Consider the following 24,029-nt stretch of genomic DNA (forward strand, 5'->3'; position numbering starts at 1 on the left):
CCTTTCGAGACCGGCCCTTCCCTTCGTGACGCTTCAGAACTTGAAGTCGAGCCGCGCGTAATAATAGCCGCCCGACGTGCCATAGGGACCATGTCCAAAATAGGCGTTATAGGCGCCGGCACCGTTGATGAAGGGCGAAACGCCCGCACCCGGCGTGACGCCCTGCATCATCGCGGGCACCTCTGGCCGCTTGTTGAACAGGTTGTTCGCGCCGACCGAGAAAGTGACGGCGTCGGTGAAGTCGTAGCTCGCCTCCAGGTCGGTGAGCGCCGTCGCCTTGACCACGCCGTTGAAGTAGAGCTGATTGGCGTTGACCCCGTTCACGATGGCGCCGTCCGCGATCAGGAACCCGCCGCTGGGAATGAACAAGGCCGGGCGGACGAGCACGCTGGTCTTGCCGTAGAAGGTTTCACGCAGGTTGAGCGAGAATTTCCCGCTCTTGAACAAGGCGCCGGCCACGATCTTGTAGTCCGGGTTGGAGCGTTCGATATTGCTTTCCGACGCCGCGTTGAAGATCGGATAGCCGACCTTGTTGTTGGTGATCTTCGTCTTGTTGTAGTTCGCCGTCAGCGACAGGTTCAGCGTGCCGAAGTCCAGCGCGACGGGGTAGGCGGCGGAGAAGTCGATGCCCCAGGTGCGGGTATCGATGCCGTTGGTGAAGCTGGACACGCCGATCGTGCCGCTGGTGAACAGCGCGCTGTCGAGGACGATGCCCGCCGCGTTCAGGGCGTTCAGGATATCGGCGCCGCCCGGCTGGGCAACGCCGTTCAGGACGGCGTTGCGCGCCGCCGTGCCGGTGATGCGATCCTTGATCTTGATGATGTAGCCGTCGACCGTAATGGCGAGCTTGGGCACCGGCCGCAGCACGACGCCTGCCGAGAAGTTCTTCGATTTTTCAGGCTTCAGCGCGTTGAAGCCCAGCAGCGCCGCGGCGGGCGTGCCGGCGGGAAGCTGCGCGACGGCGCTGGTCGGGCCGACGTTGATCGTCGAATATTTCTGCTCCGCCAGCGTCGGGGCGCGGAAACCGGTGCTGACGGTGCCGCGCAGCGCGAAGGCGGGGCTGAAGTCGTAGCGCGTGGTGATCTTGCCGATGGTGGTGTTGCCGAAGTCGGTATAATCCTCGTAACGGCCGGCAAGGTCGACGGACCAATGTTCGACCGGCTCCGCGATCAGGTTGATATAGCCGGCCTTCGAACTGCGGTGGAACTTGCCCGCGTCGGTCGCCTTGTAGCCGGGGAAGGACTGAACGCCGGTCCTGTAGGTCGAATAATAGTCGCCCGCTACGATCTCATAGGTGTCCCGGCGATATTCGCCGCCGAAGGCGAAGGTGAGGGGGCTGGCCAGCCCGACCTCATATTCCTTGCGGATGTCGGCGGTGACGGTGGTCTGACTCAGGCGGAAGCCGCCGTCATAGGCCTTGTCTACCGTGTTCGGCTTGCCGATGCCCTGTAGCGATGCGGCATAGCTTTCCTGCCAGACTTCGCGATGGGCGGACGCTTCGGTCCAGATGTCGTCCTTCTGGTGGCCATAGGTGGTGCTGAGGTCATAGTTCCAGCCCGACACCTCGCCCTTGGCGCCCACGGTGAAGCTGTATTCGTCCTCGATCACATGCTGAAGCGGGACCATGCCCCAGATGCCGGTATCGCCATAGCAGATGCTGGGATCATAGGCCGCGGGCGTGATGCCACCGCCCAGATTGCCGGTTTCGTAGCAGATGCGCTTGGGATGACGATAGCCCTGCTTTGCATAGCCGATGCGGCGGGCATAATCGCCGAAGCTGTAGAGTTCGACGCCGCCGAAATCATAGCCCATATTGTAGAAGGCTTCGGTCAGATAGGTCTTGGGCTGGCCGCCGTTGATCCCCGACAGCGCGTCGCCCGCCAGGTTCGACCATTGGGCGGGCGTGTTGGATTGCAGCGTGCCGTCCGGCCGGGTGATCTGCACCTGTCCGGTGCCGACGGTGGTGTAATCCTGGCGGCGGTGGAACAGGCTGAGGTTGAAGAAGCCGTCTTCGCCCAGCTTGAAACCCATATTGCCGGAAACGGAGAACAACTCGCCCTCGCTGTCATAATATTGGCCGCCGGTTACCTTGAAGCTGCCGCCTTCGTTGTTGTCCTTGAGGATGAAGTTGATGACGCCGGCGATCGCGTCCGTGCCGTAGACGGCCGCCGCGCCTTCCTGGAACACCTCGACGCGGGCGATGGCGTCCGGCGGGATCAGGTCGATGCTGGGCGCGGCCGAACCCTGGAACGCGCCGGAGATCACCTGGAGGATGCCGTTGCCGTGGCGGCGCTTGCCGTTGACCAGCACCAGCGTGTGGTTGGGGCTGAGGCCGCGCAGCCGGGCAGACAGCGAGAAGCTGGAAAGGTCGGTGCCCTGCGTCTGGGCGGTGAAGCTCGGCACGATCTGGGTCAGCACCTGGTTGAGGTTGGGCTGGCCGACATGGCTGATCGCTTCCTCGCTCAGCACCTGGATCGGCGCGGCGCTTTCGGCGGCCTGCATGCCCACGGCGCGCGTGCCGGTCACTATGATGGCGGCGCCTTCATCGGCCTGCGCTGTCTGTGCCTCCTGCGCCATCGCGCAGGCCGACCATGACGAGGCCAGCACCAATGAAAGGCGAAGAGCGGATATTCCTGTCATCTAATGCCCCCTGTTTGCACTTGTTCATGACAGGGGGTTCAACGGACTGTGTCGGGGAAACCGCTATTGCGCTGCACAAAAATTATAAGGGAAGAAACGTTTCTGCTTCATTTCTGAAGGGAAGTGGCGGCAAAATTCCATGCTGCGGAGCGGAATGAAAGTTCGCCAAGGTGCGTGGGATCAGCCGCATTTTGCAGGAGGCGGGCGGCGCGGGCAGGGGAAGGAGCGTCCTGCGTCAGCTTGCCATGGCCGCGTCGATCAGCGCGCGCCCTTCCTTGCTGTTCCAATCCATGGCGCCAACGACACGCGCCATTTCCTTGCCCTGCGCATCATAGATGACGGTGGTGGGCAGCATGCCGGTATTGTAATGAAAGCCGAACTGGTTTTCCGGGTCGATCCAGCCCTTCAGATGCGGCAGGGGATGTTTTTCGAAGAAGGGCTTGATCACCGTCTCTCCCTGGCTGTCCTGGGAGATGGTGAGGACGGCCAGCCCCTTTTTGCCATATTCCGCCGCGACCGCGTCCAAAGTCGGCATTTCCGCCACGCAGGGCGCGCACCATGTGGCCCACAGGTTGACCAGCATCGGCTTGCCCGCGAAATCCTTGAGCGCGGCGTCGCTGCCGTCCGGGTTCTGGAAGGTGAAATCGGGTGCGGGGGTTCCGGCCTTTGATCGGTCGATCGTATAGCTGAACGCGCTTCCCTTGCCCGGAGCGCCGCTTTGTCCCGGTCCCGTCGCCTCCTCGCTGGCGTTCGGGCCTTGCCCGGCGGGCGGCGATTGCTTATCGCACGCGCCAAGGCCAGCCAGCAGGAGCAGTGTCATTACGCAGCGCAAGGAAGATCGGGACGGGGAAGATCGCACGGGAAAAAGCTCCAACAGCATGTGGGGCGGACGCTTCGCGGCCGGTCCGGCTTCGGTCATGCGGGAGATAAATGCCTCGATCCCGTTCGACAAGCGCCTGTGGAAGCAGGACATCGCCGGATCGAAGGCGCATGTCGCGATGCTGGCCAAGCAGGGCATCGTCGATGGCGAGGACGCGCAGGCGATCACCGAGGGGCTGAACCGCATCGCCGCGGAATATGAAGCCGACGGCGTGCCGGTCGACCTGGACCTGGAAGACATCCACATGGTGACGGAGTCGCGCCTTGCCGAACTGATCGGTCCGGCGGCGGGACGGCTGCACACGGCGCGCTCGCGCAACGACCAGGTGGCGACCGACTTCCGCCTCTGGGTGCGGGACGCCATCGATGAGGTCGAGATGGGGCTGCAGGGCCTGTCCGACATGCTGCTCGCCCGCGCGGAGGAGCATGCCGATGCGGTGATGCCCGGCTTCACCCACCTGCAATCCGCCCAGCCGGTGACGCTGGGTCATCACCTGATGGCCTATCATGAGATGGTTCGCCGCGACCGCAGCCGCTTCGCCGATGCACGGGTGCGGCTCAACGAATGCCCGCTGGGCGCGGCGGCGCTGGCGGGAACGGGCTTTCCGATCGATCGCCACGCGACGGCGGCGGCGCTGGGTTTCGCCAAGCCGACCGACAACAGCCTCGACAGCGTGTCGGACCGGGACTTCGCGCTCGATTACCTGATGGCGGCGACGCAGTGCAGCCTGCACCTCTCCCGCCTGGCGGAGGAGTTCATCATCTGGGCAAGCCAGCCCTTCGGCTTCGTGAAGCTGCCCGATGCCTATTCGACCGGCAGTTCGATCATGCCGCAGAAGCGCAATCCCGACGCTGCCGAGCTGGTGCGCGGCCATTCCGGGCGGATCATGGGCTGCATGAACGCGCTCTGCGTGACGATGAAGGGCCTGCCGCTCGCTTATTCGAAGGACATGCAGGACGACAAGCCGCCGGTGTTCGAGGCGCATGACCTGCTGGGCCTTTCGATCGCCGCGATGACCGGGATGATCGAGACGGTGACCTTCCGCACCGACCGGATGCGCGGACTGGCAGAAAGCGGCTTCGCCACGGCGACCGACCTTGCCGACTGGCTGGTGCGCGAAGGCGACATTCCCTTCCGCGAGGCGCATCATATCACCGGCCGCGCCGTCGCCGCGGCGGAAGCGGCGGGCGTGCAGCTTGCCGACCTGCCCATCGATACGCTCAAGGCCATTGATGCGCGCATCGATGAGCGTATCTATGCGGTGCTGACGGTCGATGCCTCGGTCGCCAGCCGCAGGAGCCATGGCGGCACCGCGCCCGACCAGGTGCGCGCGCGGATCGCGCAGGCCCGGCAGAACGCGAAAGGGCAGAAACAATGACGGTCGCACGAATTGCCGCGGGAATGGCCCTGGCCAGCGTGGCGCTGGTCCTGGCGTCCTGCGGCGGTCGCCAGCCGCTCAAGCCCATCCAGGGCCAGCGCCTGCCCGCCGTGCCGGTCGGCGCGGCGACGGCGCCCACGGCGGCGCAGCTTACTGCGCCCTCCATTCAGGCGCGGCCGGAACGCAACGTCGAACTGCTGACCCAGTCGAAGGAACGCGACGACGATAAATTCGACCTGCCGCCCGAAAGCGAACTGCAATAGCGTTGGGCGCTGGATCCCGGCGCCAGGATTTCACTAGGATAACAGCCTTGGACCATTTCAACTATGTCGACGGCGCCATGCAGGTGGAGCAGGTGTCGATGGCGGAGATCGCGGCGCAGGTCGGCACGCCCGTCTATATCTATTCCACTGCGACGCTGAGCCGCCATGTCGGCGTGTTCCGCGATGGACTGTCGCAGCTTGCCGATCCGTTGATCGCCTTTGCGGTGAAGGCCAATCCCAACGCCGCCGTGCTGGCGACGCTTGCGAAGCTGGGTCTGGGCGCGGACGTCGTGTCGGCGGGCGAATTGCTGCGCGCGCTGGCGGCCGGCATTCCGGCGAACCGCATCGTCTTTTCGGGCGTCGGCAAGACGGCGGACGAAATGCGCATCGCGTTGGAAAAGGGCATCTACCAGTTCAATCTGGAAAGCGAGCCCGAGGCGGAGATGCTGTCCCAGGTGGCGCTGTCCATGGGCCGGAAGGCGCCGGTCGCCTATCGCATCAACCCGGATGTCGACGCGGGAACCCATGCCAAGATTTCGACCGGCAAGTCGGAAAACAAGTTCGGCATCCCCTATGACCGCGCCCTCGCCAGCTATGCCGCCGCCCGCGACCTGCCGGGCCTGGATGTGCAGGGCGTGGCGGTGCACATCGGCAGCCAGTTGACCGATCTCAAGCCGCTGGAAGCCGCCTTCGTCAAGGTGGGCGCGCTGATCGCAAGCCTGCGTGAGGCAGGCCACGACATCCGCACCGCGGACCTGGGCGGTGGGCTGGGCGTGCCCTATGATCCCTCCCAGCCGCTGCCGCCGAGCCCCGCTGAATATGGCGCGATGGTGACGCGGGTGACGCAGGGCTGGGACGTCCGCCTGATGTTCGAGCCGGGCCGCCTGATCGTCGGCAATGCCGGCGTGCTGCTGTCGCAGGTGGTGCGGGTGAAGCAGGGCGCGCAGGCGCCCTTCGTGATCGTCGACGCGGCGATGAACGACCTGCTGCGGCCCAGCCTCTACGATGCCTGGCACGACATCCGCGCCGTCCATCCGAAGGGCGATCGCGCCGCCGCCAATGTCGTGGGCCCGGTGTGCGAGACGGGCGACACCTTCGCCATGCATCGCGACATGGACGTGGTGGCGGCGGGCGACCTGGTCGCGTTCATGACTGCGGGTGCCTATGGCGCGACCATGGCCAGCACCTATAATAGCCGCGCGCTGACCCCCGAAGTGCTGGTGTCGGGGGACCGATGGGCCGTGGTCCGCGCCCGCCCGCCCATAGAGGCGCTGATCGAAGGCGACAGCATTCCGGCCTGGGTCGCGGAAGGCGCGACGGAATAATGCACAGCCTGCCCGTCTTCCTGCGGTTGCAAGGGCGGGCCGTCATCCTGACAGGCGTGGGCGAGGCGGCGGACGCCAAGCGACGCCTGCTGGAACGGGCGGGCGCCCGCGTCGTGGACGAGGGCGAGCATGCCGCGCTGGCGATCGTCGCGGACGGCGATGAGGCGACGGTGCAGCGGCTGCGCGCGCGGGGCATATTGGTGAACGCCACCGACAGGCCGGAGCTTTGCGACTTCACCCTGCCCGCCATAGTCGACCGCGAGCCGGTTCTGGTCGCCATTGGGACCGGGGGCGCATCGGCCGGCCTGGCCAAGGCGTTGCGCCAGCGGATCGAAGCCATGCTGCCGGCCCGATTGGGGTCGCTGGCGACGGCACTTCACGATGCGCGCACCGCCATCCGCCGCCGTTGGCCCGACGCGGCGGCGCGGCGAAGGGCGATTGATGCGGGACTTGCCCAGGGCGGCCTTATCGATCCGCTTTCCGACGGGGTGGTGGATGCCCTGCCGGACTGGCTGGCCGATGCCGGGGATGCACGGGCCGATCGGCTGGAAACCGTCCGCCTGCTCTCGCGCGATCCCGATGACCTCACGCTGCGCGCCGCCCGCCTGCTGGGCGAGGCCGATCGGCTGTATCACGCGCCCGACGTGCCCGACGCGATCCTGGACCGGGCGCGGGCCGATGCGGTGCGGATCGCGGCCAGCGCCGCGCCCGAAAAGCCCGGGGCGGGGCTGTCGCTCTGGTTGGAGATGATGCCATAAGCCGGGTATTTCTTTTCGACGGCGCGCGGACGCAGGAAGTCTCGCTCGACGATTTCTGCGCGCGGACGCAGGACGCACCGTTCAGCTGGGTTCATGCCGATGGCTGGCAGGAGGATGCCCGGCTGGTTGCATCCCGCTGCGACCATATGCCCGAAGCGGCTCTGTCCGCCCTGCTGGCGCAGGAGACGCGGCCGCGCTGCACGCTGATGGCCCATGGCGCGCTGGTGAACCTGCGCGGGCTTGGGACCAGAGAGGATGATATCGGCGATCCGCTGGTGTCGATCCGCCTCTGGGCGGAAGAGGCGCGGGTCATTTCCGTCAGCTATCGTCCGCTCGCGGCGATCGAGCCGGTCCGGCAGCAGATGCTGCGCGGCCTCATTCGCGACCCTGGCGACCTGATCGCCGCCCTGGCGCAGCAGATCACCGAAGCGCTCGACCCGGAAGTCGCCGAACTGGGCGACGGCCTGGACGACATTGAAAGCGCATTGACCGAATATGGACCGGCCGAGGCGCGGCGGCGGGTATCGGAAATCCGCGCGACGGCGATCGGCTACCGCCGCTTCATCGCCCCGCAGCGGCAGGCGCTGGAAAGATTGTCCACCGCCGATGCGCCATGGCTGGAGCCTGACGACCGGCTGCACCTTCAGGAAGCGGCGGATCGTTGCGCCCGCATGGCGGAGGAACTGGAGGCGGTGCGTGAGCGGTCGGCGCTTGCCCATGAAGAATTGACCGACCTGCGCGCAGAACAGATGAACCGGCAGGCGCTGCTCATCTCCGTCGTCGCGCTGGTGTTCCTGCCGCTCACCTTCCTGACCGGGCTGCTGGGCATGAATGTCGACGGGATCCCCTTTGCCCATGAATCCTGGGCCTTTTGGGGGGTGGTGGGGGTGTGCGTCGTCATGGCGGCCGGGATCGGCGGATGGTTCGCCGCGACCCAGTGGCTGAAATGAGATGCAAGCGCCCTTGCCCGGTCCTCCAAGGGACGATGGGGAGGATTAATCCTTAATTCCGCACCGCGTTCAGGCGCGCGATTTCGTCATGCAGTGCCTGGATGGAGGACACCAGCCGCGCACGATCCGCCTGCATCTCCGCCAGCGCATCGCGCGTTTCCCCCAGTTCCAGTGCGCGGCGGGCGATCCGGGCGTCCAGCTCCGCATTGTGCCGGGTCAGGGTGCCGATCTCTTCGGCCCGCGCCCAGAGATGGCGCAGCCGGGCGTCGAGCAGGTCGAAATCAAAGGGCTTCACTACATGATCGTCGGCACCTGCATCCAGCGCCTCGACAGCGGAGATCGCGTCCTGCGCTCCGCCGATCATCACGAAACAGGCATTGCCGGCAAGCCCCGCCGCGCGGATCTTCCGCATCGTCGTCAGGCTGGGCAACAGGGTCAGCCCCATGTCGATCAGGATGATGTCGACCGGGCGCGTGACCAGCATCGTCAATGCAGCAAAGCCGTCTTCCGCCAGCGCGACATCATAGCCAAGGTGCGACAACCGGCGCGCGACGACGGCGCGGGAGGTGGCGTCTTCATCCACCATCAGCAGCCGCAGGCGCCGGGGCGTTCGGCCTTGTTCCACCGCCTGTGCCCGTTGCGGCCTGCTGATGCTGTCGCGTTTCCAGAATTGCATGACGTCCCACCTCTTGCCACCGCGCAGCATAGGATCGGCGCGCAAAGAAATGGTTAACGCATGTCCGGCGCATAGGCGCGCAGGAAACAGTCCAGCCCATGTTCGACATCGGCCTTGATCTGGTCCGCCCCTGCCTGTTCGATCTGTCCCCAGACCAGCGATTGATGACAGCCCGAAAGCATCAGCATGGTGAAGGTGCGCGCCGCCTGGTCGGGGTCGGCCCGGCGCAGCAGGCCGCGATCCATCGCCCTTTCCAGAAATGCGGATACCAGCCGCCGCGCACCGCCCGGCGCATGTTCGTAGAAGATCCTTCCCATTTCGGGAAAGCGCCCCGATTCGGACGCCACCAGCCGGTAGAGCGCGATGCTTTCCGGCGCGGTGATCTTCGTCAGCATGCCCAGCCCCAGCGTCCGCAATGTTTCCGTCAGGTCGCCATCGGGATCGAGTATTTCCGCGAGGCGCGCCTTATAGGCGGTGGTGGCTTCGTCCAGGACGGCGGCGAACAATGCTTCCTTGGACGGAAAATAGCTCCAGAGCGTACCCTTTGAACCGCCAAGCGTCGCGGCGATCCCCGACATGGTGGTCGCCGCATAGCCGTCCTCCAGGAATGAACGCGACGCCACCGCCAATATGGCCTTCCGCCGGTCCAGGCGGCGGGCTTCCCTGCGGCTGAACGGGGGGTCGGGCCGGGGATTCGGCAGGGGATCAGGCACTGTCATGATATCGTACCATATAGTACGATAATTTGGTTGACAAGGATTTGCAACCGGCGCAAAGGCCGATTTCATACTAAGTGGTACGATTTTATGCCCATGAGTCGTCATCCCGATTTCCTGTCTTCTTCCGCCCGCGCCCTGCTTCTTGCTGGCGCGGTTCTGCTGTCGGGCTGCGCTGCGGTGCCAAAGCTTGGTCCGCAGCCGGTTGTGCGGGCGCCCGACAGTATCGCGGCGGAGCGCAGCCTTCAGGCCGACAATGCCGTGCAATGGCCCTCCGACGGCTGGTGGAAGGCCTATGGCGATCCGCAATTGGATGCGCTGGTGGAGGAAGGGTTGAAGGGGTCGCCGGACGTCAGCGCCGCCGCCGCCCGATTCGCCCAGGCCAATGCCGCCGCGCAGCAGGCGGGCGCGCCATTGCTGCCCTCGATCGACCTCGACGCCAGCGGCGGTGCGACCAAATCCAGCTATAATATGGGCATGCCGAAGGAATTCGTGCCCAAGGGTTGGCTGGGCACGGGCCGCGTAGCGCTGAATTTCGGTTTCGACCTCGACCTCTGGGGCAGGAACCGGGCGGCGCTGGCGGCGGCAACGTCCCAAGCGCGCGCGGCGGAGATCGACACGCGGCAGGCGCGGCTGGCGCTGGCGACCGGCGTGGCCGACGCCTATGCGGACCTGGCCCGATTATATGATGAGCGCGATATTCAGGCGCGGGCGCTGGAAATCCGGACCGCCAGCCAGAAGCTGGTGGCGGATCGCCGCGCCAACGGGCTGGAAACGCGCGGCAGCGAACGGCAGGCCGACGCGACCGTCTCGTCCGCCAAGGCGCAGCTTGCCGCCGCGGACCAGGCGATTGCGGTGCGCCAGCATCAGATTGCCGCCCTGATCGGCGCCGGGCCGGACCGGGGCCTTGCCATTGCCCGGCCGCAGCTCGGCAAGCCGGGCCCGCTCGGTCTGCCTGCGGACGTCACCACCAATCTGGTGGCGCGTCGGCCCGATGTCGCCGCGGCGCTGGCCCGGACCGAAGCAGCGGCGAAGCGGGTCAAGGTGGCGCGGGCCGACTTCTTCCCGGCCATTCGCCTGAGCGCGCTGATCGGCGTGCAATCGCTCGGCTATCAGACGGTGCTCCAGAATGGCGCTTTCGCGGGCGGGCCAAGCTCCTTCGCGGACACGCTGTTCAAGAAGGATTCGCTGTTCGGCAATGCCGGTCCCGCGATCAGCCTGCCGATCTTTCACGGTGGTGCGTTGAGCGGCCAGTATCGCGGCGCACGCGCCGTCTATGACGAGGCGGTGGCCAGCTATGACCGGACAGTGCTTGGCGCTTATCAGCAGGTGGCCGATGCGGTGACCGGACGGCGGGCGCTGGACCAGCGGTTGACCGATGCGCGCGCGGCGCTGGCGGCTTCGGAGGAAGCCTATGGCATTGTCCGCCAGCGCTATGAAGGCGGCCTCAACACCTATCTTGACGTGCTGAACGTGGAGGACCAGCTTCTGGCCGCCCGTCAGGCCGTCGCGGAGCTGGAGGCGAGCGCCTTCACGCTCGACATCGCCCTTATTCGCGCGTTGGGCGGCGGCTTTGCCGCGGACGGCGCGCAGACACAGCTCCAGTTGTCCAAGGATACGCCCCATGGCTGACGCCAAGCCCGAATTCACGTCCGATGCGAGCAAGGCCGACGATGCGGCCGAAGCCGCCGCCCAGCGCAAGGCAATCCGCAAGAAATGGCTGGTGCGGCTGGCGCTGGCCGTACTGATCCTCGGCGCGGCCTATGCTCTTTGGTACCTGCTGATCGGGCGCAACCATGTCAGCACCGACAATGCCTATGTGAATGCGGACGTGGCGCAGGTGACGCCGCTCATCTCCGCCCAGGCGACCGACGTGCTGGTGACGGATACGCAGGCCGTCCGGCGCGGCGACATATTGGTGAAGCTCGACCCCACCAACGCCCGCATCGCCATCGCCCAGGCGGAGGCCGACCTGGCCGAGGCCCGTCGCCGGTTCCGCCAGGCCGTCGCGACCAGCGGTTCGCTGGCCGCGCAGGTGGAGGCGCGCGGCGCCGACATCAACCAGGCGCGGGCACAGCTCGCAAGTGCGCAGGCCGATTTCGACAAGGCGCGCATCGATCTTCGCCGGCGCGAGGCGCTGGCCCCCAATGGCGCCGTTTCCGGTGAGGAACTGACCAGCGCGCGCAAGGGCTATGCCGCGGCGCAGGCGGCGCTCGACCTGGCGAAGGCCGGGGTGGCGACGGCCGAAGCGACGCGCGGCGCCGCCAGTGGGCAACTCGCCGCCAATGACGCGTTGGTGCGCGGATCGACCATCGACACCGATCCCGCTGTGCTCGCCGCCAAGGCGAAGCTGGACAGCGCAAGGCTCGATCTGGACCGCACCGTCATCCGCGCGCCGATCGACGGCGTCGTGACCCGGCGGTCGGTGCAGATCGGCCAGCGCGTGGCGCAGGGCAGCCCGATCATGAGCATCGTCCCGCTCGCCCAGGTCTATGTCGACGCCAATTTCAAGGAGCGCCAGCTTGGCCGGGTGAAGGTCGGCATGCCGGCGACCGTCACGTCGGACCTTTATGGCGGCGATGTCGTCTATCATGGCAAGGTCGTTGGCTTCTCCGGCGGCACCGGCGCGTCGATGGCGCTGATCCCGGCGCAGAACGCCACCGGCAACTGGATCAAGGTCGTGCAGCGCGTGCCCGTGCGCATTGCGCTCGATCCGAAGGAACTGGCTGAGCATCCGCTGCGCGTCGGGCTTTCCATGGAAGCCGAAATCGACCTTTCGGGCCGGTAAGGAGGCCTGTGGTGAGCCGCCCGGCCGAAACATTGACGCTGCTGTCGCCCCGTCATCGCCTGCTGGCGGGACTGGTCCTGGCTCTCAGCAATTTCATGGTCGTGCTCGACCTTACCATCGCCAATGTCTCGGTGCCGCATATCGCCGGGAATCTGGGCATTTCCGCTGATCAGGGGACGTGGATCATCACCAGCTATGCCGTGGCGGAAGCGATCTGCGTGCCGCTGACCGGATGGCTTGCGCAGCGTTTCGGCGCGGTGCGGCTGTTCACCTTCGGCATGCTCGGCTTCGGCCTGTTCTCGCTGCTGTGCGGCCTGTCCATGACGCTGGGCATGATCGTGGCATGCCGTATCGGCCAGGGCCTGTGCGGCGGGCCGTTGATGCCGATGTCGCAGACACTGCTGATGCGCGTCTTCCCGCCCGAACAGCGCGCCCGCGTCATGGGACTCTGGGCGATGACGACGCTGCTCGGCCCGGCCCTGGGTCCGATCTTCGGCGGCTATATCAGCGACAATTGGAGCTGGCACTGGATCTTCTTCATCAACGTGCCGATCGCGGTCGTGTGCGTGCTTGCCACCATGGCGCTGCTGCGCCCGGTGGAAACGCCGCGGGTGAAGCTGCCGATCGACTATATGGGCCTGGGCCTGCTGATATTCTGGATTGGCTGCCTTCAGATCATGCTGGATATCGGTCGCGACCGTGACTGGTTCGGCGATCCGCTGATCGTGATCCTGGCGGTGTTCGCGGCGATCGGCTTTTGCGTGTTCATCATATGGGAACTGACGGAGGAGCATCCGATCGTCGATCTGCGCGTGTTCCGCCATGTCGGCTTCACGTCCGGGGTGTTCACGCTGGCGCTGTGTTTCGGCGCCTATTTCGCGGGCATCGTCGTCATCCCGCAATGGTTGCAGATTTCGATGGGCTATACCGCCGCCTGGGCGGGCTATGCGACCGCCTTCACGGCGATGACCGCCATTCTGGTCGCGCCCATTGCCGGCCGGCTGGTCAACAAGGTTGACGTTCGCATCATGATTTCCGGCTCGGTCGCCTGGATCGGCATCATGACATTGTGGCGGGCGCACTGGACGACCGATGCCGATTTCTGGACGATTGCCCTGCCGCAACTGGTTCAGGGGTTCGGCATGCCCCTGTTCATGATCCCGCTGACCACGCTGACGCTGGGGTCGGTCCGGCCGGAGGAGACCGCCTCGGCTGCAGGGATGCAGAATTTCCTGCGCACCCTCGCCATCGCCATTTCGACCTCCATCGTGCTGACCGGCTGGGGCAATGGGCAGCGCGTTTCGCGCAACGAGATGGTCGGCACGCTGCATCCGGACGCAACCCTGGCCGACCTGACGAGTCGCGGCTTCACGCAGGATCAGGCCCGGCAGATGATCGCCAACATGGTCGATGCGCAATCCATGGTGGTGTCGATGGACCATGTCTTCTTCATCGCCTCGCTGGTTCTCTTCCTGGCCGCCGCCGTGGTGTGGCTGGCGCCGCGCCCCACGGCGAAGGTGGACTTGTCGGCGGCGCATTGAGGAAGCATCCGGTTGCATCGGACGCTCGGCATTTCAACCTTGCGATCAAGGACTTGCCCATCGCGGCATTCATCCCTGAAGCCAGCGTCGCGAAGGCGGCGGCGGCCCCTTGAGTACGGGCATCGTTTCGCCCATGATTGACGCGGCGCAACATCCCGGCCACTGAGTGGCAAAAAAAGGCTTGGGGTCTCATGCGAATCGTCATCATCGACGACAGCGGCCTGCGCGCGACCGTTCTGGAGGAAGGGCTGCGAGAGGCGGGCTATGACGATATTCACATCGTCCCCCCGCGCGGCGGCTTCGTCGCGCGGCTGGAGCGCATGGCCCCGGATGTCGTGCTGATGGACCTTGGCAGCCCCAGCCGCGACACGCTGGAGGAGATGCTGACCGTCAGCAGGGCGCTCGCCCGCCCCATCGCCATGTTCGTCGACCAGTCCGACGAGACGATGATCGGCGCGGCCATCGACGCGGGGGTATCCGCCTATGTCGTCGACGGGCTGCGCAAGGAGAGGGTGAAGCCGGTGCTGGAACTGGCGGTGCGCCGTTTCAACGCCTTTGCCAAGCTGCAGTCCGAACTGGACGAGGCGCGCACCGCGCTTTCCGACCGCAAGATCATCGACCGGGCCAAATCGATCCTGATGAGCCAGCGTGGCCTTTCGGAACCGGATGCCTATGCACTGCTGCGGTCGAGCGCGATGAATCAGGGGAAGAAGATCGTGGACGTCGCCCAGGCCCTCATCACGGCCAGCGATTTGTTGGGAGGGATGTGATGACGACCGACCTGCGCATCGCCTTCCTGCCGCTGACCGACGCCGCCGTATTGGCGGTGGCGCGGGAAAAGGGCTTTGCTGAGGAGGAGGGGCTGCACCTCGACCTTGTCCGCACCACGAGCTGGGCGACTTTGCGCGACCGGCTGGTGTTCGGGCAGGTGCAGGCCGCGCACATGCTGGCGCCGCTCGCCGTCGCCGTGACCTTGGGCCTCAGCCAGCAGGCCGCGCCGCTTGCCGCCCCCTATAAGCTCAACGTCAACGGCAACATGCTGGTGATGGCAAGCGCGTTCGCACAGGCGCTGGACCCCGACATAGCGGCGCGGCTGGATGATCCGCTGGGCACCGCGCATGATTTCGCGGCCGCCATCGGCCTATGGAAGCGCAAGCCGGTGATCGGCGTCGTCCACCGCTTTTCCAGCCATTCGGTGATGCTGCGCTATTGGCTGGCGAGCGCGGGGGTCGACCCGGATCGCGACGTCATCCTGCGCGTGCTCCCGCCCTCGCTGACGGTGGAGGCGATCGGGGCCGGGGAGATAGACGGCTTCATCGCGGGCGAACCCTGGGGCAGCGCGGCCGTGGATGCGGGGCTGGCCGAGGCGGTGGCGATCGGCGAACGCATCTGGCGGCGCGGGGTGGAGAAGATACTGGCTTTCCGCACGCCCTGGCTGGAGGAGAATCCCGACAGCGTCGACCGGTTGCTGCGGGCGCTGGTGCGGGCGGCCGCCTGGTGCGACGATCCGCAGCATCATGAGGCGCTGGCGCATCTTCTCTCGCGCCCCCAATATGTGGACCAGCCTGCCGATGTGATCCTGCGCGCGCTGTCGGGCGGCATCGTGCCGCGCGTCGACATGGCGCCCCTCTCCATGCCTGATTTCATGCTCTTCTCGCGGGAGGCGACGCCCTTTCCCTGGCGCAGCCAGGCGCTCTGGATCTATTCGCAGCTTGTCCGCTGGAAAATGGTGGAACATAGCGCGGACAATGCGGCCAAGGCCGCCTCGGTGTTCCGGCCGGACATATTCCGCCGGGCACTGGCGGACAGTGATGTGGCGATGCCGGGCGCCAGCATGAAGGTGGAAGGGGCTGTGGGCTCCCCGCTGGCCGTGGGATCGAAGCGGGGCGAGCTGACGCTGGGTCCGGACCGCTTCTTCGACGGCCGGGTGTTCGATCCGGAACGGATCGAGGACTTCCTGGCCAGCTTTTGAAGGCGATCCGGCACCCGCAAATTTTGTGCCTTGCAACATAGGTCGAATCGCGAGATAAGATGAGAGTCGCGCGACGAGGCGCGTTTTCGGGATGAGCCCTTCCCAAGGTCGGGATCGCGTTCTCCCTCCGATTTTACAGCAAAGCCGCTGGCCGGATTTCGCAGGATGCGAGGTCCGGGCGCGGCTTTTTTCGTGTCCATTTCACAAGATTCGAGGGACGTCATCATGGCAACTGCGTATTGGGAGCGCCCGGAAGGACAGGCTCCGGGGGTTGAAGGGGAGGCCGGCCAGACCAGTTTCTGGAAGGCAGGGCACACGCCTACGCTTATCGCTGCTTTCCTCTATTTCGACCTCGCCTTCATGGTGTGGGTGCTGCTGGGACCGCTGGCGCCGTCCATTTCGAAGACGCTGGGGCTGACGCCGGCTGAAAAGGGCCTGATGGTCGCTGTCCCGACCTTGGCGGGTGCGGTGCTGCGGGTCGTCAACGGCCTGCTGGTCGATCGGATCGGCTGCAAGCAGGCGGGGGCGATCAGCCAGGTGATCGTGATCCTCGGCCTCGCGACCGCATGGTTCATGGGCGTTGACAGCTTCGGCGGTACGCTGGCGCTGGGCGTGATCCTGGGCTTTGCCGGGGCGAGCTTTGCGATCGCGCTGCCGCTCGCCAGCCGCTGGTATCCCGCCGAACATCAGGGCAAGGCCATGGGCCTCGCCGGCATGGGCAATTCGGGTACGGTGCTGGCCTCCCTCTTCGCGCCTATACTGGCCAAGCTGTTCGGCTGGAACGCGGTGCTGGGCCTTGCCTGCATTCCGCTCACCATCGTCTTCATCATCTACATGATCATGGCCAGGAACGCGCCCAATGCACCCGCGCCCAAGAAGCTGGTCGATTATTTCCACCCACTGAAGAGCGCCGACGCCTGGTGGCTGATGGGCTTTTACTCGGTGACCTTCGGCGGTTTCGTGGGACTGGCCGCCTCGCTGCCGATCTATTTCACCGATCAATTCGGCCTGACCCCGGTGGTTGCGGGCTATTGCACGGCTGGCTGCGTCTTCGCCGGATCGCTGGTCCGGCCGATCGGCGGCGCGCTGGCGGATCGGATCGGCGGCGTCAAGGCGCTGATGATGGTCTATGTTGCGGCGGCGCTCGCTCTGGCCGGCGTCGCCTATGCGCCCACGCTGTTCTCCGCCCTTGGCTTCTTCATCGTCGCGATGCTGGCGCTGGGCGTTGGCAATGGCTCGGTCTTCCAGCTCGTGCCGCAGCGTTTCGCGCAGGAAATCGGCGTCATGACCGGGCTGGTCGGCATGGCGGGCGGTATTGGCGGCTTCTATCTCGCCTCGTCGCTGGGCATCGCCAAGCAGTTCACCGGCAGCTTCGCGCCCGGCTTCCTGATCTTCGCGGGTCTTGCCCTGGTCGCGTTCCTCGGCATCGCGCTGGTCCGTGCCCGCTGGCGCGCGACCTGGACCAGCGCCGCGCGCATCTGACCGGTTTACGTCCAGGAGAGGGAGGCGGCGGCCCACGACAGGCCGCCGCCCTTTTCGCGTCTGCGATACGCTTGCGCCCCGGCCGACCAAAAATACATCGTGCTACGAGGAATCGCTTGACCGCATATCGATTCGGCCTATGCTGCAATGCAAAGGACAGGGTTGTTCTTCTTCCATAGCCGCGATGGTCCAGGGACGGACGATCAAGGCGTTATGATGGCAAGGCCGCCATCCAGACCTTCGGTTTCAGAACCGGGGGTCCGGATGGCGGCCTTTTTTCTTTTCTGGAGTCGAGGGATGGATTTTCAGAACAACGCGGGACCGGAGACGGCCAATGAAGAGGATCTCTTCATGCCTTCTGACGATGTTCGCGAGCATCTGGTGGTGGTGGGCAACGGCATGGCCGGTTGCCGCGCGGTGGAGGAATTGCTGGCGCGGGACAAGGACCGTTATCGCGTCACCATCTTCGGCGCAGAGCCCTATGTGAATTACAACCGCATCATGCTCTCTCCGGTCCTGGCCGGGGAAAAGAGCTTCGACGACATCATCATCAACAGCCGCGATTGGTATTCGGAAAATAATATCGAACTGATCGCCGGTGATCCGGTGACGGCCATAGACCGCGCCGGAAAGACCGTCACGAGCCAATCGGGTCGCACCATGGGCTATGACAAGCTGCTGATCGCCACCGGCTCGGACCCCTTCATCATCCCGGTTCCGGGGAAGGATCTGCCCGGCGTCATCAGCTTCCGCGACATGAAGGATGTCGACACCATGCTGGCCGCCGCGGACGCGGGCGCCAAAAATGGTGAACAGGGACGGGCAGTGGTGATCGGTGGCGGCCTGCTGGGCCTGGAAGCCGCGCATGGCCTCTCCCTGCGCGGCATGAAGGTGACCGTCATCCACCTCATGGACACGCTGATGGAGCGGCAGCTCGACGAGGCGGCGGGCTGGCTGCTGAAGTCGGCGCTGGAGGCGCGGGGCCAGACCATCCTGACCGGCGCCAACACGGACAGCATCTATGGCGACGGCAAGGTCGAGGGTGTCCGCCTGAAGGATGGCCGCGAAATCCCGGCCAGCCTGGTCGTCATGGCGGTCGGCATCCGCCCCTCCACCGCGCTGGCCCGCGAAGCCGGGCTGGAGGTCAATCGCGGCATCAAGGTCGACGACCATATGGTCACCAGCGATCCCGATGTGCTGGCGGTCGGCGAGTGCGTCGAACATGACGGCAATGTCTACGGCCTCGTCGCGCCGCTCTGGGACATGTGCCGCAGCCTGGCCGACGGCCTGACCGACCAGCACACGGGCTACAGGGGTTCGGTCACCTCGACCAAGCTCAAGGTCGCCGGGCTCGACGTCTTCTCGGCCGGCGATTTCTCGGGCGGCGAAGGCTGCGAGGACATCGTCCTGCGCGACGCCTCGCGCGGGGTGTACAAGCGTGTCGTCGTCAAGGATGACAGGATCATCGGCGCCGTCCTCTATGGCGACACGGCGGATGGCGGCTGGTATTTCGACCTGTTGAAGCGCGAAGAGGATGTCGCGGAAATTCGCGACCTGCTGATCTTCGGCCAGGCCTTCGCCTCGGGAGGGGGCGCGCTGGACCCTAAGGCGGCCGTTGCGGCGCTCTCGGACGATGCCGAGATCTGCGGCTGCAACGGCGTCAGCAAGGGCCAGGTCGTCGCCTGCATCGAAAAGGGCGCGTGCAGCCTGGATGCCGTCCGCGCCACCTGCAAGGCGTCGGCAAGCTGCGGCAGCTGCACCGGCCTGGTCGAGAATCTGCTGGCCGTGGTGCTGGGCGACGACGTCCAGTCCGGGCCGAAGACCATGTGCAAATGCACCAGCTTCGGCCATGACGATGTCCGTCGCGAGATCGTCGCGCAGAACATGCGCTCGATCCCGGAGGTGATGCAGAAGCTGCACTGGTCCACCCCGGACGGCTGCTCCTCCTGCCGCCCCGCGCTCAACTATTATCTGCTTTGCGCGCTGCCGGGCGAATATCAGGACGATCAGCAGAGCCGCTTCGTCAATGAGCGCATGCACGCCAACATCCAGAAGGACGGCACCTATTCGGTCGTGCCCCGCATGTGGGGCGGCCTCACCAACCCGCGCGAGTTGCGCGCCATCGCCGACGTGGTCGAGAAATATGATGCGCCCATGGTGAAGGTCACCGGCGGCCAGCGCCTCGACATCTTCGGCATCAAGAAGGAAGACCTGCCCGCCGTCTGGGCCGACCTCAATGCCGCGGGCATGGTGTCGGGCCACGCCTATGGCAAGTCGCTGCGCACGGTGAAGACCTGCGTGGGCTCCGAATGGTGCCGTTTCGGCACGCAGGATTCGACTGGCCTGGGCGTCAAGATCGAGCGGATGACCTGGGGATCGTGGATGCCCCACAAGTTCAAGATCGCGGCCTCCGGCTGCCCCCGCAACTGCGCGGAGGCGACGATCAAGGACTTCGGCGTGGTCTGCGTGGACTCGGGCTATGAACTGCATGTCGGCGGCAATGGCGGCATCCATGTCCGCGCCACCGACCTACTGTGCAAGGTTTCGACCGAGCAGGAGGCGCTCGATCACTGCGCCGCCTTCATCCAGCTCTATCGCGAGGAAGCGCGCTATCTGGAGCGCACCGCACCCTGGATCGAGCGCGTCGGGGTTGAGTATGTCAAGCAGCGGATCGTCGAGGACGAGGCCGGCCGTGAGGCGCTTCGTGCCCGCTTCCTCTATTCGCAGAGCTTCAGCCAGGACGACCCCTGGGCCGAGCGCGCAGCCGGCCAACATGCCGAACTGCACCAGCCCCTGGCCCCCATCGCCATCGCTGCGGAGTAACACCCATGACCGACTGGATCGACATCGGAACGCTGGCCGACATTCCCCAGCGCGGCGCCCGCACGGTGCAGATTGCCGGCGAAGAGGAAATCGCCGTCTTCCGCACCGGCGACGACCATGTCTTCGCGCTGGTCAACCAATGCCCGCACAAGAAGGGGCCGCTGAGCCAGGGCATCGTCCATGGCCACAGCGTCGCCTGTCCTCTGCACAACTGGAACATCGCGCTGAAGACGGGCGAGGCGCAGGGCTCGGATGAGGGTTGCACGCCGACCGTCCAGGTCAGGCAGGAGGGCGGCCGCATCCTGATCGCCCGTCCGACAGGCCTGAAGGCGGCGGCCTGATGGCGGACGCGGTCCGCACGACCTGCGCCTATTGCGGTGTTGGCTGCGGTATCGTGGCCACGCCCGGCGGGGCACGTTCCGCGACCATCGCGGGCGACGCGGCGCATCCGGCCAATCGCGGGCGGCTCTGTTCGAAGGGCACGCATCTGGGCGAGACGGTGGGCCTGACGGGTCGCCTGCTGCACCCGATGATCGGCAACAGGCAGGCGAACTGGGACAAGGCGCTTGACCTCGTCGCGAAGAAATTCCGCGAAACCATTGATCGTTACGGCCCGGACAGCGTGGCCTTCTACGTCTCCGGCCAGCTCATGACCGAGGATTATTATGTCGCCAACAAGCTGATGAAGGGCTTTATCGGCTCGGCGAACATCGACACCAACAGCCGCCTCTGCATGTCGAGCGCAGTCGCCGGGCACAATCGCGCATTTGGCGAGGATGTGGTGCCCGCCAGCTATGACGATCTGGATCAGGCCGACCTGATCGTGCTGGTCGGCTCCAACACGGCCTGGTGCCATCCGATCGTCTATCAGCGGATCCAGGCGGCCCGCGCCGCCCGCGGCACGAAGCTGGTCGTCATCGACCCGCGCCGCACCGAAACCTGCGAGGGCGCCGACCTGCACCTGCCCGTGAAGCCGGGCACGGACGTCGCGCTGATGAACGGGCTGCTGGCATGGTGCGACGCCGAGGGCATCACCGATCCGGCTTTCGTCGCCGATCATGTCAGCGCACCCGAAGGTTTTTGGGACCATATCCGCACCGGCCACGATCTCTGGACGACCGCCAGGACCTGCGACATCGCGCCCGCTTTGCTGGAGCAATTCTACGCGCTGTTCGCCGCCACGCCGCGCACGGTCACGATGTTCAGCCAGGGCATCAACCAGTCGATCCGCGGCACCGATCAGGTCAACGCGATCATCAACGTCCACCTCGCTTGCCGACGCATCGGCAAGCCGGGCGCGGCGCCCTTCTCGATCACCGGCCAGCCCAATGCGATGGGCGGGCGCGAGGTCGGCGGGCTTGCCTCGACCCTCGCCGCCCATATGGACTTCGCCCCGGACAATGTGGAGCGCGTCGGCCGCTTCTGGGCCGCGCCGAAGATGGCGACGAAGCCCGGCCTGAAAGCCGTCGACCTGTTCCGCGCCATCAACGAAGGCCGGATCAAGGCGCTCTGGGTGATGGCGACCAATCCCGCCGTCTCGTTGCCCGATGCGGGCCGCGTGCGCGAAGCGCTGGAAGCCGTCCCGTTCCTTGTCGTGTCGGACATCATGGCCGACACCGACAGCAGCACCCATGCCCATGTCCGCCTGCCCGCCGCCGGCTGGGGGGAAAAGGACGGCACCGTCACCAATTCGGACCGAACGATCAGCCGCCAGCGCCCCTTCCTGCCGCTGCCCGGAGAGGCCAGGCCGGACTGGTGGATCGTCAAGGAAGTCGCGCGCCGCATGGGTTGGCGCAACGCCTTCGCCTATGACCGGCCCGCCGACATCTGGCGCGAACATGCGCGCCTTACCGCCTATGGAAATGATGGGCAGCGGATGCTGAACCTGCGCGCCTGGGCGGCGATCGGCAATGATGCCTATGACGCCATGGAGCCGTTCCGCTGGGGCGGTACAGCCTTCGCTGACGGCCGTTTCCCCACGCCGGACGGCAGGGCGCGGCTGGTGCTGACGAAGCAGATGGAGGTTCAGGAGCCGCTGGGGCAATGGCCGATGACGCTCAACACCGGGCGCTATCGCGACCAGTGGCACACGATGAGCCGAACCGGCCTGTCCCCGAAACTCGCCCGCCATCGTGAGGAGCCGCTGGTGGAAATCCATCCCCGCGATGCCGGGGCGCTCGGGATCGTCGACGGCGACCTGGCCCGCGTCGCGACAGCGCAGGGCAACAGCATCTTTCGCGTCAGCCTGAGCGAGGGCCAGCGGCCCGGCGAAATCTTCACGCCGATCCACTGGACGGACCAGATGTCGAGCGGGGGCCGCACCGGCCTGCTGCCCCGTCCGCTGGTCGATCCCCATTCGGGCCAGCCGGGCTTCAAATCGACCCCGGCCAGTGTCGAGAAGGTGGCCGCCGAATGGAAGGGCTTTCTCATCCTGCGCGATCAGGCTGCGACCGGGCAGCCCGTGAAGCTGCCCTGTCTCTGGTCGACCAGGATCGCCGTGCCGGGCGGCGCGCTCTATGAAATTGCCGGCAATGGCGATCCTGCCCGGCTCGACGCCTTTCTTCCAAAGGGCGACCGGGTGGAGGCGATGGACGCCTCACGCGGAACGCGGCGCATCGCGACCATCGGCGAAGGCCGACTGAACGGGGTGCTGTTCGTGACGCGCACCGGCCTGCTGCCCTCGCGCGACTGGCTGATCGGCCAGTTGCTGGTCGAGGGGGTCGGCGGTTCCGTCCTTGCGGCGCGCGGACCCGGCAGCCAGCCGGACAAGGGGGCGACCATCTGCGTCTGCTTCGACATCGGCCTCAACCAGATCGTCGCCGCGATCCGCGAACAGCAACTGGTCGATGTGCCCGCCATCGGCAAGGCGCTGGGCGCGGGCACCAATTGCGGGTCATGCCGCCCCGCGCTCGCCAATATCCTTGCCCAAAGCATGCAGGAGACGCTTCATGCAGCCGAATGAACTGCCCCAGGACCTGATCGCGCCCGGACAGGTATGGCTGGTCGGCGCGGGGCCGGGCGATCCGGACCTGCTCACGCGCAAGGCGGAAAGGCTGATCGCCGCGGCAGAGGTCGTCTTCTACGACGCGCTGGTCGGGCCGGGCGTGATCGACCTCATTCCCCCGGGGGTGGAGCGCGTCAGCGTCGGCAAGCGTTCGGGCCGCCATTCCAGGGCGCAGGACAGCATCAACGACCTGCTGCTCGCGGCCGCCAGGGCGGGCAGGCGCGTCGTGCGCCTGAAGGGCGGCGACCCCTCGGTCTTTGGCCGATCGGCGGAAGAGATGGCGCATCTGGCGGAGGCGGGCGTTTCCGTGCGCATCTGCCCCGGCATCACCACGGCCAGCGCTGCGGCGGCGAGCGGCCATGCCTCGCTCACCCTGCGCGGCGTGGCGCGGGGGCTGACGCTGGTCACCGCGCATCTGAAGGCGGGCGAACCGCTGAAGCTGGATTGGGAAGCGCTGGCCCGTCCGGGCGGCACGATCGGCATCTATATGGGCCGGGCCGCGGCGGGCGAGATCAGCCATTGCCTGATCGCCGCCGGGCGCGATCCCGAAACGCCGGTGATGGTGGCGGTCAATGTCTCCCTGCCGACGGAACGGCTGATCCGGGGCAAGCTGTCGGCTCTGGCCTTCCTGGTGCGGACGATCAGCGACGAAGACCCGACGCTTCTGCTGATCGGGGAGGCGGTGGCCGGGACGCATGCGCCGGTGGAGACCATGGCGGCTGTAGCCCTGACCAAATAATGCTGACCAAATAATGACCCGCGAAGCCGGGATTCCCGTTCAAAGCCGGAACGGGATGCTTTCGCGGCTTGCCTCGTTCAGGTGCCTTGGCGGA

The 24,029-nt window shown here is 66.1% G+C and carries 19 protein-coding genes; 15 read left to right on the plus strand and 4 right to left on the minus strand.

Translation table 11 applies throughout. The annotated features are described in order from the left end of the window. Positions 1-33: 33 nt before the first annotated feature. The gene (locus MRBLSP13_RS21895; RefSeq protein WP_363756606.1) at positions 34-2,640 is read right to left on the minus strand and encodes a TonB-dependent receptor plug domain-containing protein; all 2,607 of its coding nucleotides are present in this window, start codon (positions 2,638-2,640) and stop codon (positions 34-36) included. A gap of 235 nt (positions 2,641-2,875) precedes the next feature. After that, a complete protein-coding gene (locus MRBLSP13_RS21900; RefSeq protein ID WP_363756608.1) occupies positions 2,876-3,460 on the minus strand; it encodes a TlpA family protein disulfide reductase in 585 nt (194 codons plus the stop codon). 58 nt (positions 3,461-3,518) lie between these two features. Here MRBLSP13_RS21900 and argH point away from each other — a divergent pair, with 58 nt between their 5' ends. Genes argH through MRBLSP13_RS21925 form a run of 5 tightly spaced genes read left to right on the plus strand, consistent with a single transcriptional unit; the run spans position 3,519 to position 8,194 of the window. Continuing rightward, a complete protein-coding gene (argH, locus tag MRBLSP13_RS21905) occupies positions 3,519-4,898 on the plus strand; it encodes an argininosuccinate lyase (protein ID WP_363756610.1) in 1,380 nt (459 codons plus the stop codon). Beyond that, positions 4,895-5,161 carry a hypothetical protein gene (locus tag MRBLSP13_RS21910; RefSeq protein ID WP_133653645.1) on the plus strand — a complete coding sequence of 89 codons (267 nt, stop codon included), beginning with the start codon at positions 4,895-4,897 and terminating at the stop codon, positions 5,159-5,161. The genes argH and MRBLSP13_RS21910 overlap by 4 nt, the downstream gene beginning before the upstream one ends. 47 nt (positions 5,162-5,208) lie before the next feature. Further along, entirely contained in the window at positions 5,209-6,486 is a 1,278-nt protein-coding gene (gene lysA, locus MRBLSP13_RS21915) for a diaminopimelate decarboxylase (protein ID WP_363739099.1), read from the plus strand. Then, entirely contained in the window at positions 6,486-7,244 is a 759-nt protein-coding gene (locus MRBLSP13_RS21920; RefSeq protein WP_363756612.1) for a precorrin-2 dehydrogenase/sirohydrochlorin ferrochelatase family protein, read from the plus strand. The genes lysA and MRBLSP13_RS21920 overlap by 1 nt, the downstream gene beginning before the upstream one ends. Then, positions 7,241-8,194, plus strand: coding sequence for a zinc transporter ZntB (locus MRBLSP13_RS21925; protein ID WP_133653648.1), 954 nt, complete (start codon positions 7,241-7,243; stop codon positions 8,192-8,194). The genes MRBLSP13_RS21920 and MRBLSP13_RS21925 overlap by 4 nt, the downstream gene beginning before the upstream one ends. A gap of 52 nt (positions 8,195-8,246) precedes the next feature. Here MRBLSP13_RS21925 and MRBLSP13_RS21930 read toward each other — a convergent pair whose 3' ends face one another. After that, positions 8,247-8,870: a response regulator transcription factor gene (locus MRBLSP13_RS21930; protein ID WP_208108089.1), complete on the minus strand. Its 624-nt coding sequence runs from the start codon at positions 8,868-8,870 to the stop codon at positions 8,247-8,249. Between the two features lie 53 nt (positions 8,871-8,923). Further along, positions 8,924-9,589: a TetR/AcrR family transcriptional regulator gene (locus MRBLSP13_RS21935; protein WP_363739104.1), complete on the minus strand. Its 666-nt coding sequence runs from the start codon at positions 9,587-9,589 to the stop codon at positions 8,924-8,926. Positions 9,590-9,676: 87 nt separating this feature from the next. Between MRBLSP13_RS21935 and MRBLSP13_RS21940 the strand changes: the two genes are divergently transcribed. The 10 genes from MRBLSP13_RS21940 (at position 9,677) to cobA (ending at position 23,935) form a co-directional block, all read left to right on the plus strand. Beyond that, the gene (locus MRBLSP13_RS21940) at positions 9,677-11,218 is read left to right on the plus strand and encodes an efflux transporter outer membrane subunit (protein ID WP_363756615.1); all 1,542 of its coding nucleotides are present in this window, start codon (positions 9,677-9,679) and stop codon (positions 11,216-11,218) included. After that, positions 11,211-12,374 (plus strand): EmrA/EmrK family multidrug efflux transporter periplasmic adaptor subunit, encoded by a 1,164-nt coding sequence (locus MRBLSP13_RS21945; RefSeq protein ID WP_363739108.1) that lies wholly within the window; start codon positions 11,211-11,213, stop codon positions 12,372-12,374. The genes MRBLSP13_RS21940 and MRBLSP13_RS21945 overlap by 8 nt, the downstream gene beginning before the upstream one ends. An 11-nt stretch (positions 12,375-12,385) precedes the next feature. Further along, on the plus strand, positions 12,386-13,915 hold the full coding sequence (locus tag MRBLSP13_RS21950; RefSeq protein ID WP_363756617.1) for a DHA2 family efflux MFS transporter permease subunit: 1,530 nt from the start codon (positions 12,386-12,388) through the stop codon (positions 13,913-13,915). A 191-nt stretch (positions 13,916-14,106) separates the two neighbouring features. After that, positions 14,107-14,685 carry an ANTAR domain-containing response regulator gene (locus MRBLSP13_RS21955; RefSeq protein WP_133653652.1) on the plus strand — a complete coding sequence of 193 codons (579 nt, stop codon included), beginning with the start codon at positions 14,107-14,109 and terminating at the stop codon, positions 14,683-14,685. Further along, complete coding sequence (locus MRBLSP13_RS21960; RefSeq protein WP_363756619.1) at positions 14,685-15,887, plus strand: ABC transporter substrate-binding protein; 1,203 nt, start codon at positions 14,685-14,687, stop codon at positions 15,885-15,887. Before MRBLSP13_RS21955 ends, MRBLSP13_RS21960 begins: the two co-directional genes overlap by 1 nt. A 225-nt stretch (positions 15,888-16,112) precedes the next feature. After that, complete coding sequence (locus MRBLSP13_RS21965) at positions 16,113-17,369, plus strand: nitrate/nitrite transporter (RefSeq protein ID WP_363739113.1); 1,257 nt, start codon at positions 16,113-16,115, stop codon at positions 17,367-17,369. Positions 17,370-17,666: 297 nt separating this feature from the next. Beyond that, complete coding sequence (nirB, locus tag MRBLSP13_RS21970; RefSeq protein ID WP_133653655.1) at positions 17,667-20,192, plus strand: nitrite reductase large subunit NirB; 2,526 nt, start codon at positions 17,667-17,669, stop codon at positions 20,190-20,192. Between the two features lie 5 nt (positions 20,193-20,197). Further along, positions 20,198-20,533 (plus strand): nitrite reductase small subunit NirD, encoded by a 336-nt coding sequence (gene nirD / locus MRBLSP13_RS21975; protein ID WP_133653656.1) that lies wholly within the window; start codon positions 20,198-20,200, stop codon positions 20,531-20,533. After that, positions 20,533-23,154 carry a molybdopterin-dependent oxidoreductase gene (locus tag MRBLSP13_RS21980; protein WP_363756621.1) on the plus strand — a complete coding sequence of 874 codons (2,622 nt, stop codon included), beginning with the start codon at positions 20,533-20,535 and terminating at the stop codon, positions 23,152-23,154. The genes nirD and MRBLSP13_RS21980 overlap by 1 nt, the downstream gene beginning before the upstream one ends. Beyond that, positions 23,141-23,935, plus strand: a complete 795-nt coding sequence (cobA, locus tag MRBLSP13_RS21985) for a uroporphyrinogen-III C-methyltransferase (RefSeq protein ID WP_363756623.1) — start codon at positions 23,141-23,143, stop codon at positions 23,933-23,935. Before MRBLSP13_RS21980 ends, cobA begins: the two co-directional genes overlap by 14 nt. Positions 23,936-24,029: the final 94 nt, after the last annotated feature.

Origin of the sequence: Sphingobium sp. LSP13-1-1.1, from assembly GCF_040676415.1 — a bacterium.
GTDB lineage: Bacteria > Pseudomonadota > Alphaproteobacteria > Sphingomonadales > Sphingomonadaceae > Sphingobium.

Bases quoted from the DNA above. Each gene is read 5' to 3' on its own strand.
- MRBLSP13_RS21895 (WP_363756606.1), bottom strand. From the start codon at position 2,640: ATGACAGGAATATCCGCTCTTCGCCTTTCATTGGTGCTGGCCTCGTCA.
- MRBLSP13_RS21900 (WP_363756608.1), bottom strand. From the start codon at position 3,460: ATGACACTGCTCCTGCTGGCTGGCCTTGGCGCGTGCGATAAGCAATCG.
- argH (WP_363756610.1), top strand. From the start codon at position 3,519: ATGTGGGGCGGACGCTTCGCGGCCGGTCCGGCTTCGGTCATGCGGGAG.
- MRBLSP13_RS21910 (WP_133653645.1), top strand. From the start codon at position 4,895: ATGACGGTCGCACGAATTGCCGCGGGAATGGCCCTGGCCAGCGTGGCG.
- MRBLSP13_RS21920 (WP_363756612.1), top strand. From the start codon at position 6,486: ATGCACAGCCTGCCCGTCTTCCTGCGGTTGCAAGGGCGGGCCGTCATC.
- MRBLSP13_RS21930 (WP_208108089.1), bottom strand. From the start codon at position 8,870: ATGCAATTCTGGAAACGCGACAGCATCAGCAGGCCGCAACGGGCACAG.
- MRBLSP13_RS21935 (WP_363739104.1), bottom strand. From the start codon at position 9,589: ATGACAGTGCCTGATCCCCTGCCGAATCCCCGGCCCGACCCCCCGTTC.
- MRBLSP13_RS21940 (WP_363756615.1), top strand. From the start codon at position 9,677: ATGCCCATGAGTCGTCATCCCGATTTCCTGTCTTCTTCCGCCCGCGCC.
- MRBLSP13_RS21945 (WP_363739108.1), top strand. From the start codon at position 11,211: ATGGCTGACGCCAAGCCCGAATTCACGTCCGATGCGAGCAAGGCCGAC.
- MRBLSP13_RS21955 (WP_133653652.1), top strand. From the start codon at position 14,107: ATGCGAATCGTCATCATCGACGACAGCGGCCTGCGCGCGACCGTTCTG.
- MRBLSP13_RS21960 (WP_363756619.1), top strand. From the start codon at position 14,685: ATGACGACCGACCTGCGCATCGCCTTCCTGCCGCTGACCGACGCCGCC.
- MRBLSP13_RS21965 (WP_363739113.1), top strand. From the start codon at position 16,113: ATGGCAACTGCGTATTGGGAGCGCCCGGAAGGACAGGCTCCGGGGGTT.
- nirB (WP_133653655.1), top strand. From the start codon at position 17,667: ATGGATTTTCAGAACAACGCGGGACCGGAGACGGCCAATGAAGAGGAT.
- nirD (WP_133653656.1), top strand. From the start codon at position 20,198: ATGACCGACTGGATCGACATCGGAACGCTGGCCGACATTCCCCAGCGC.
- MRBLSP13_RS21980 (WP_363756621.1), top strand. From the start codon at position 20,533: ATGGCGGACGCGGTCCGCACGACCTGCGCCTATTGCGGTGTTGGCTGC.
- cobA (WP_363756623.1), top strand. From the start codon at position 23,141: ATGCAGCCGAATGAACTGCCCCAGGACCTGATCGCGCCCGGACAGGTA.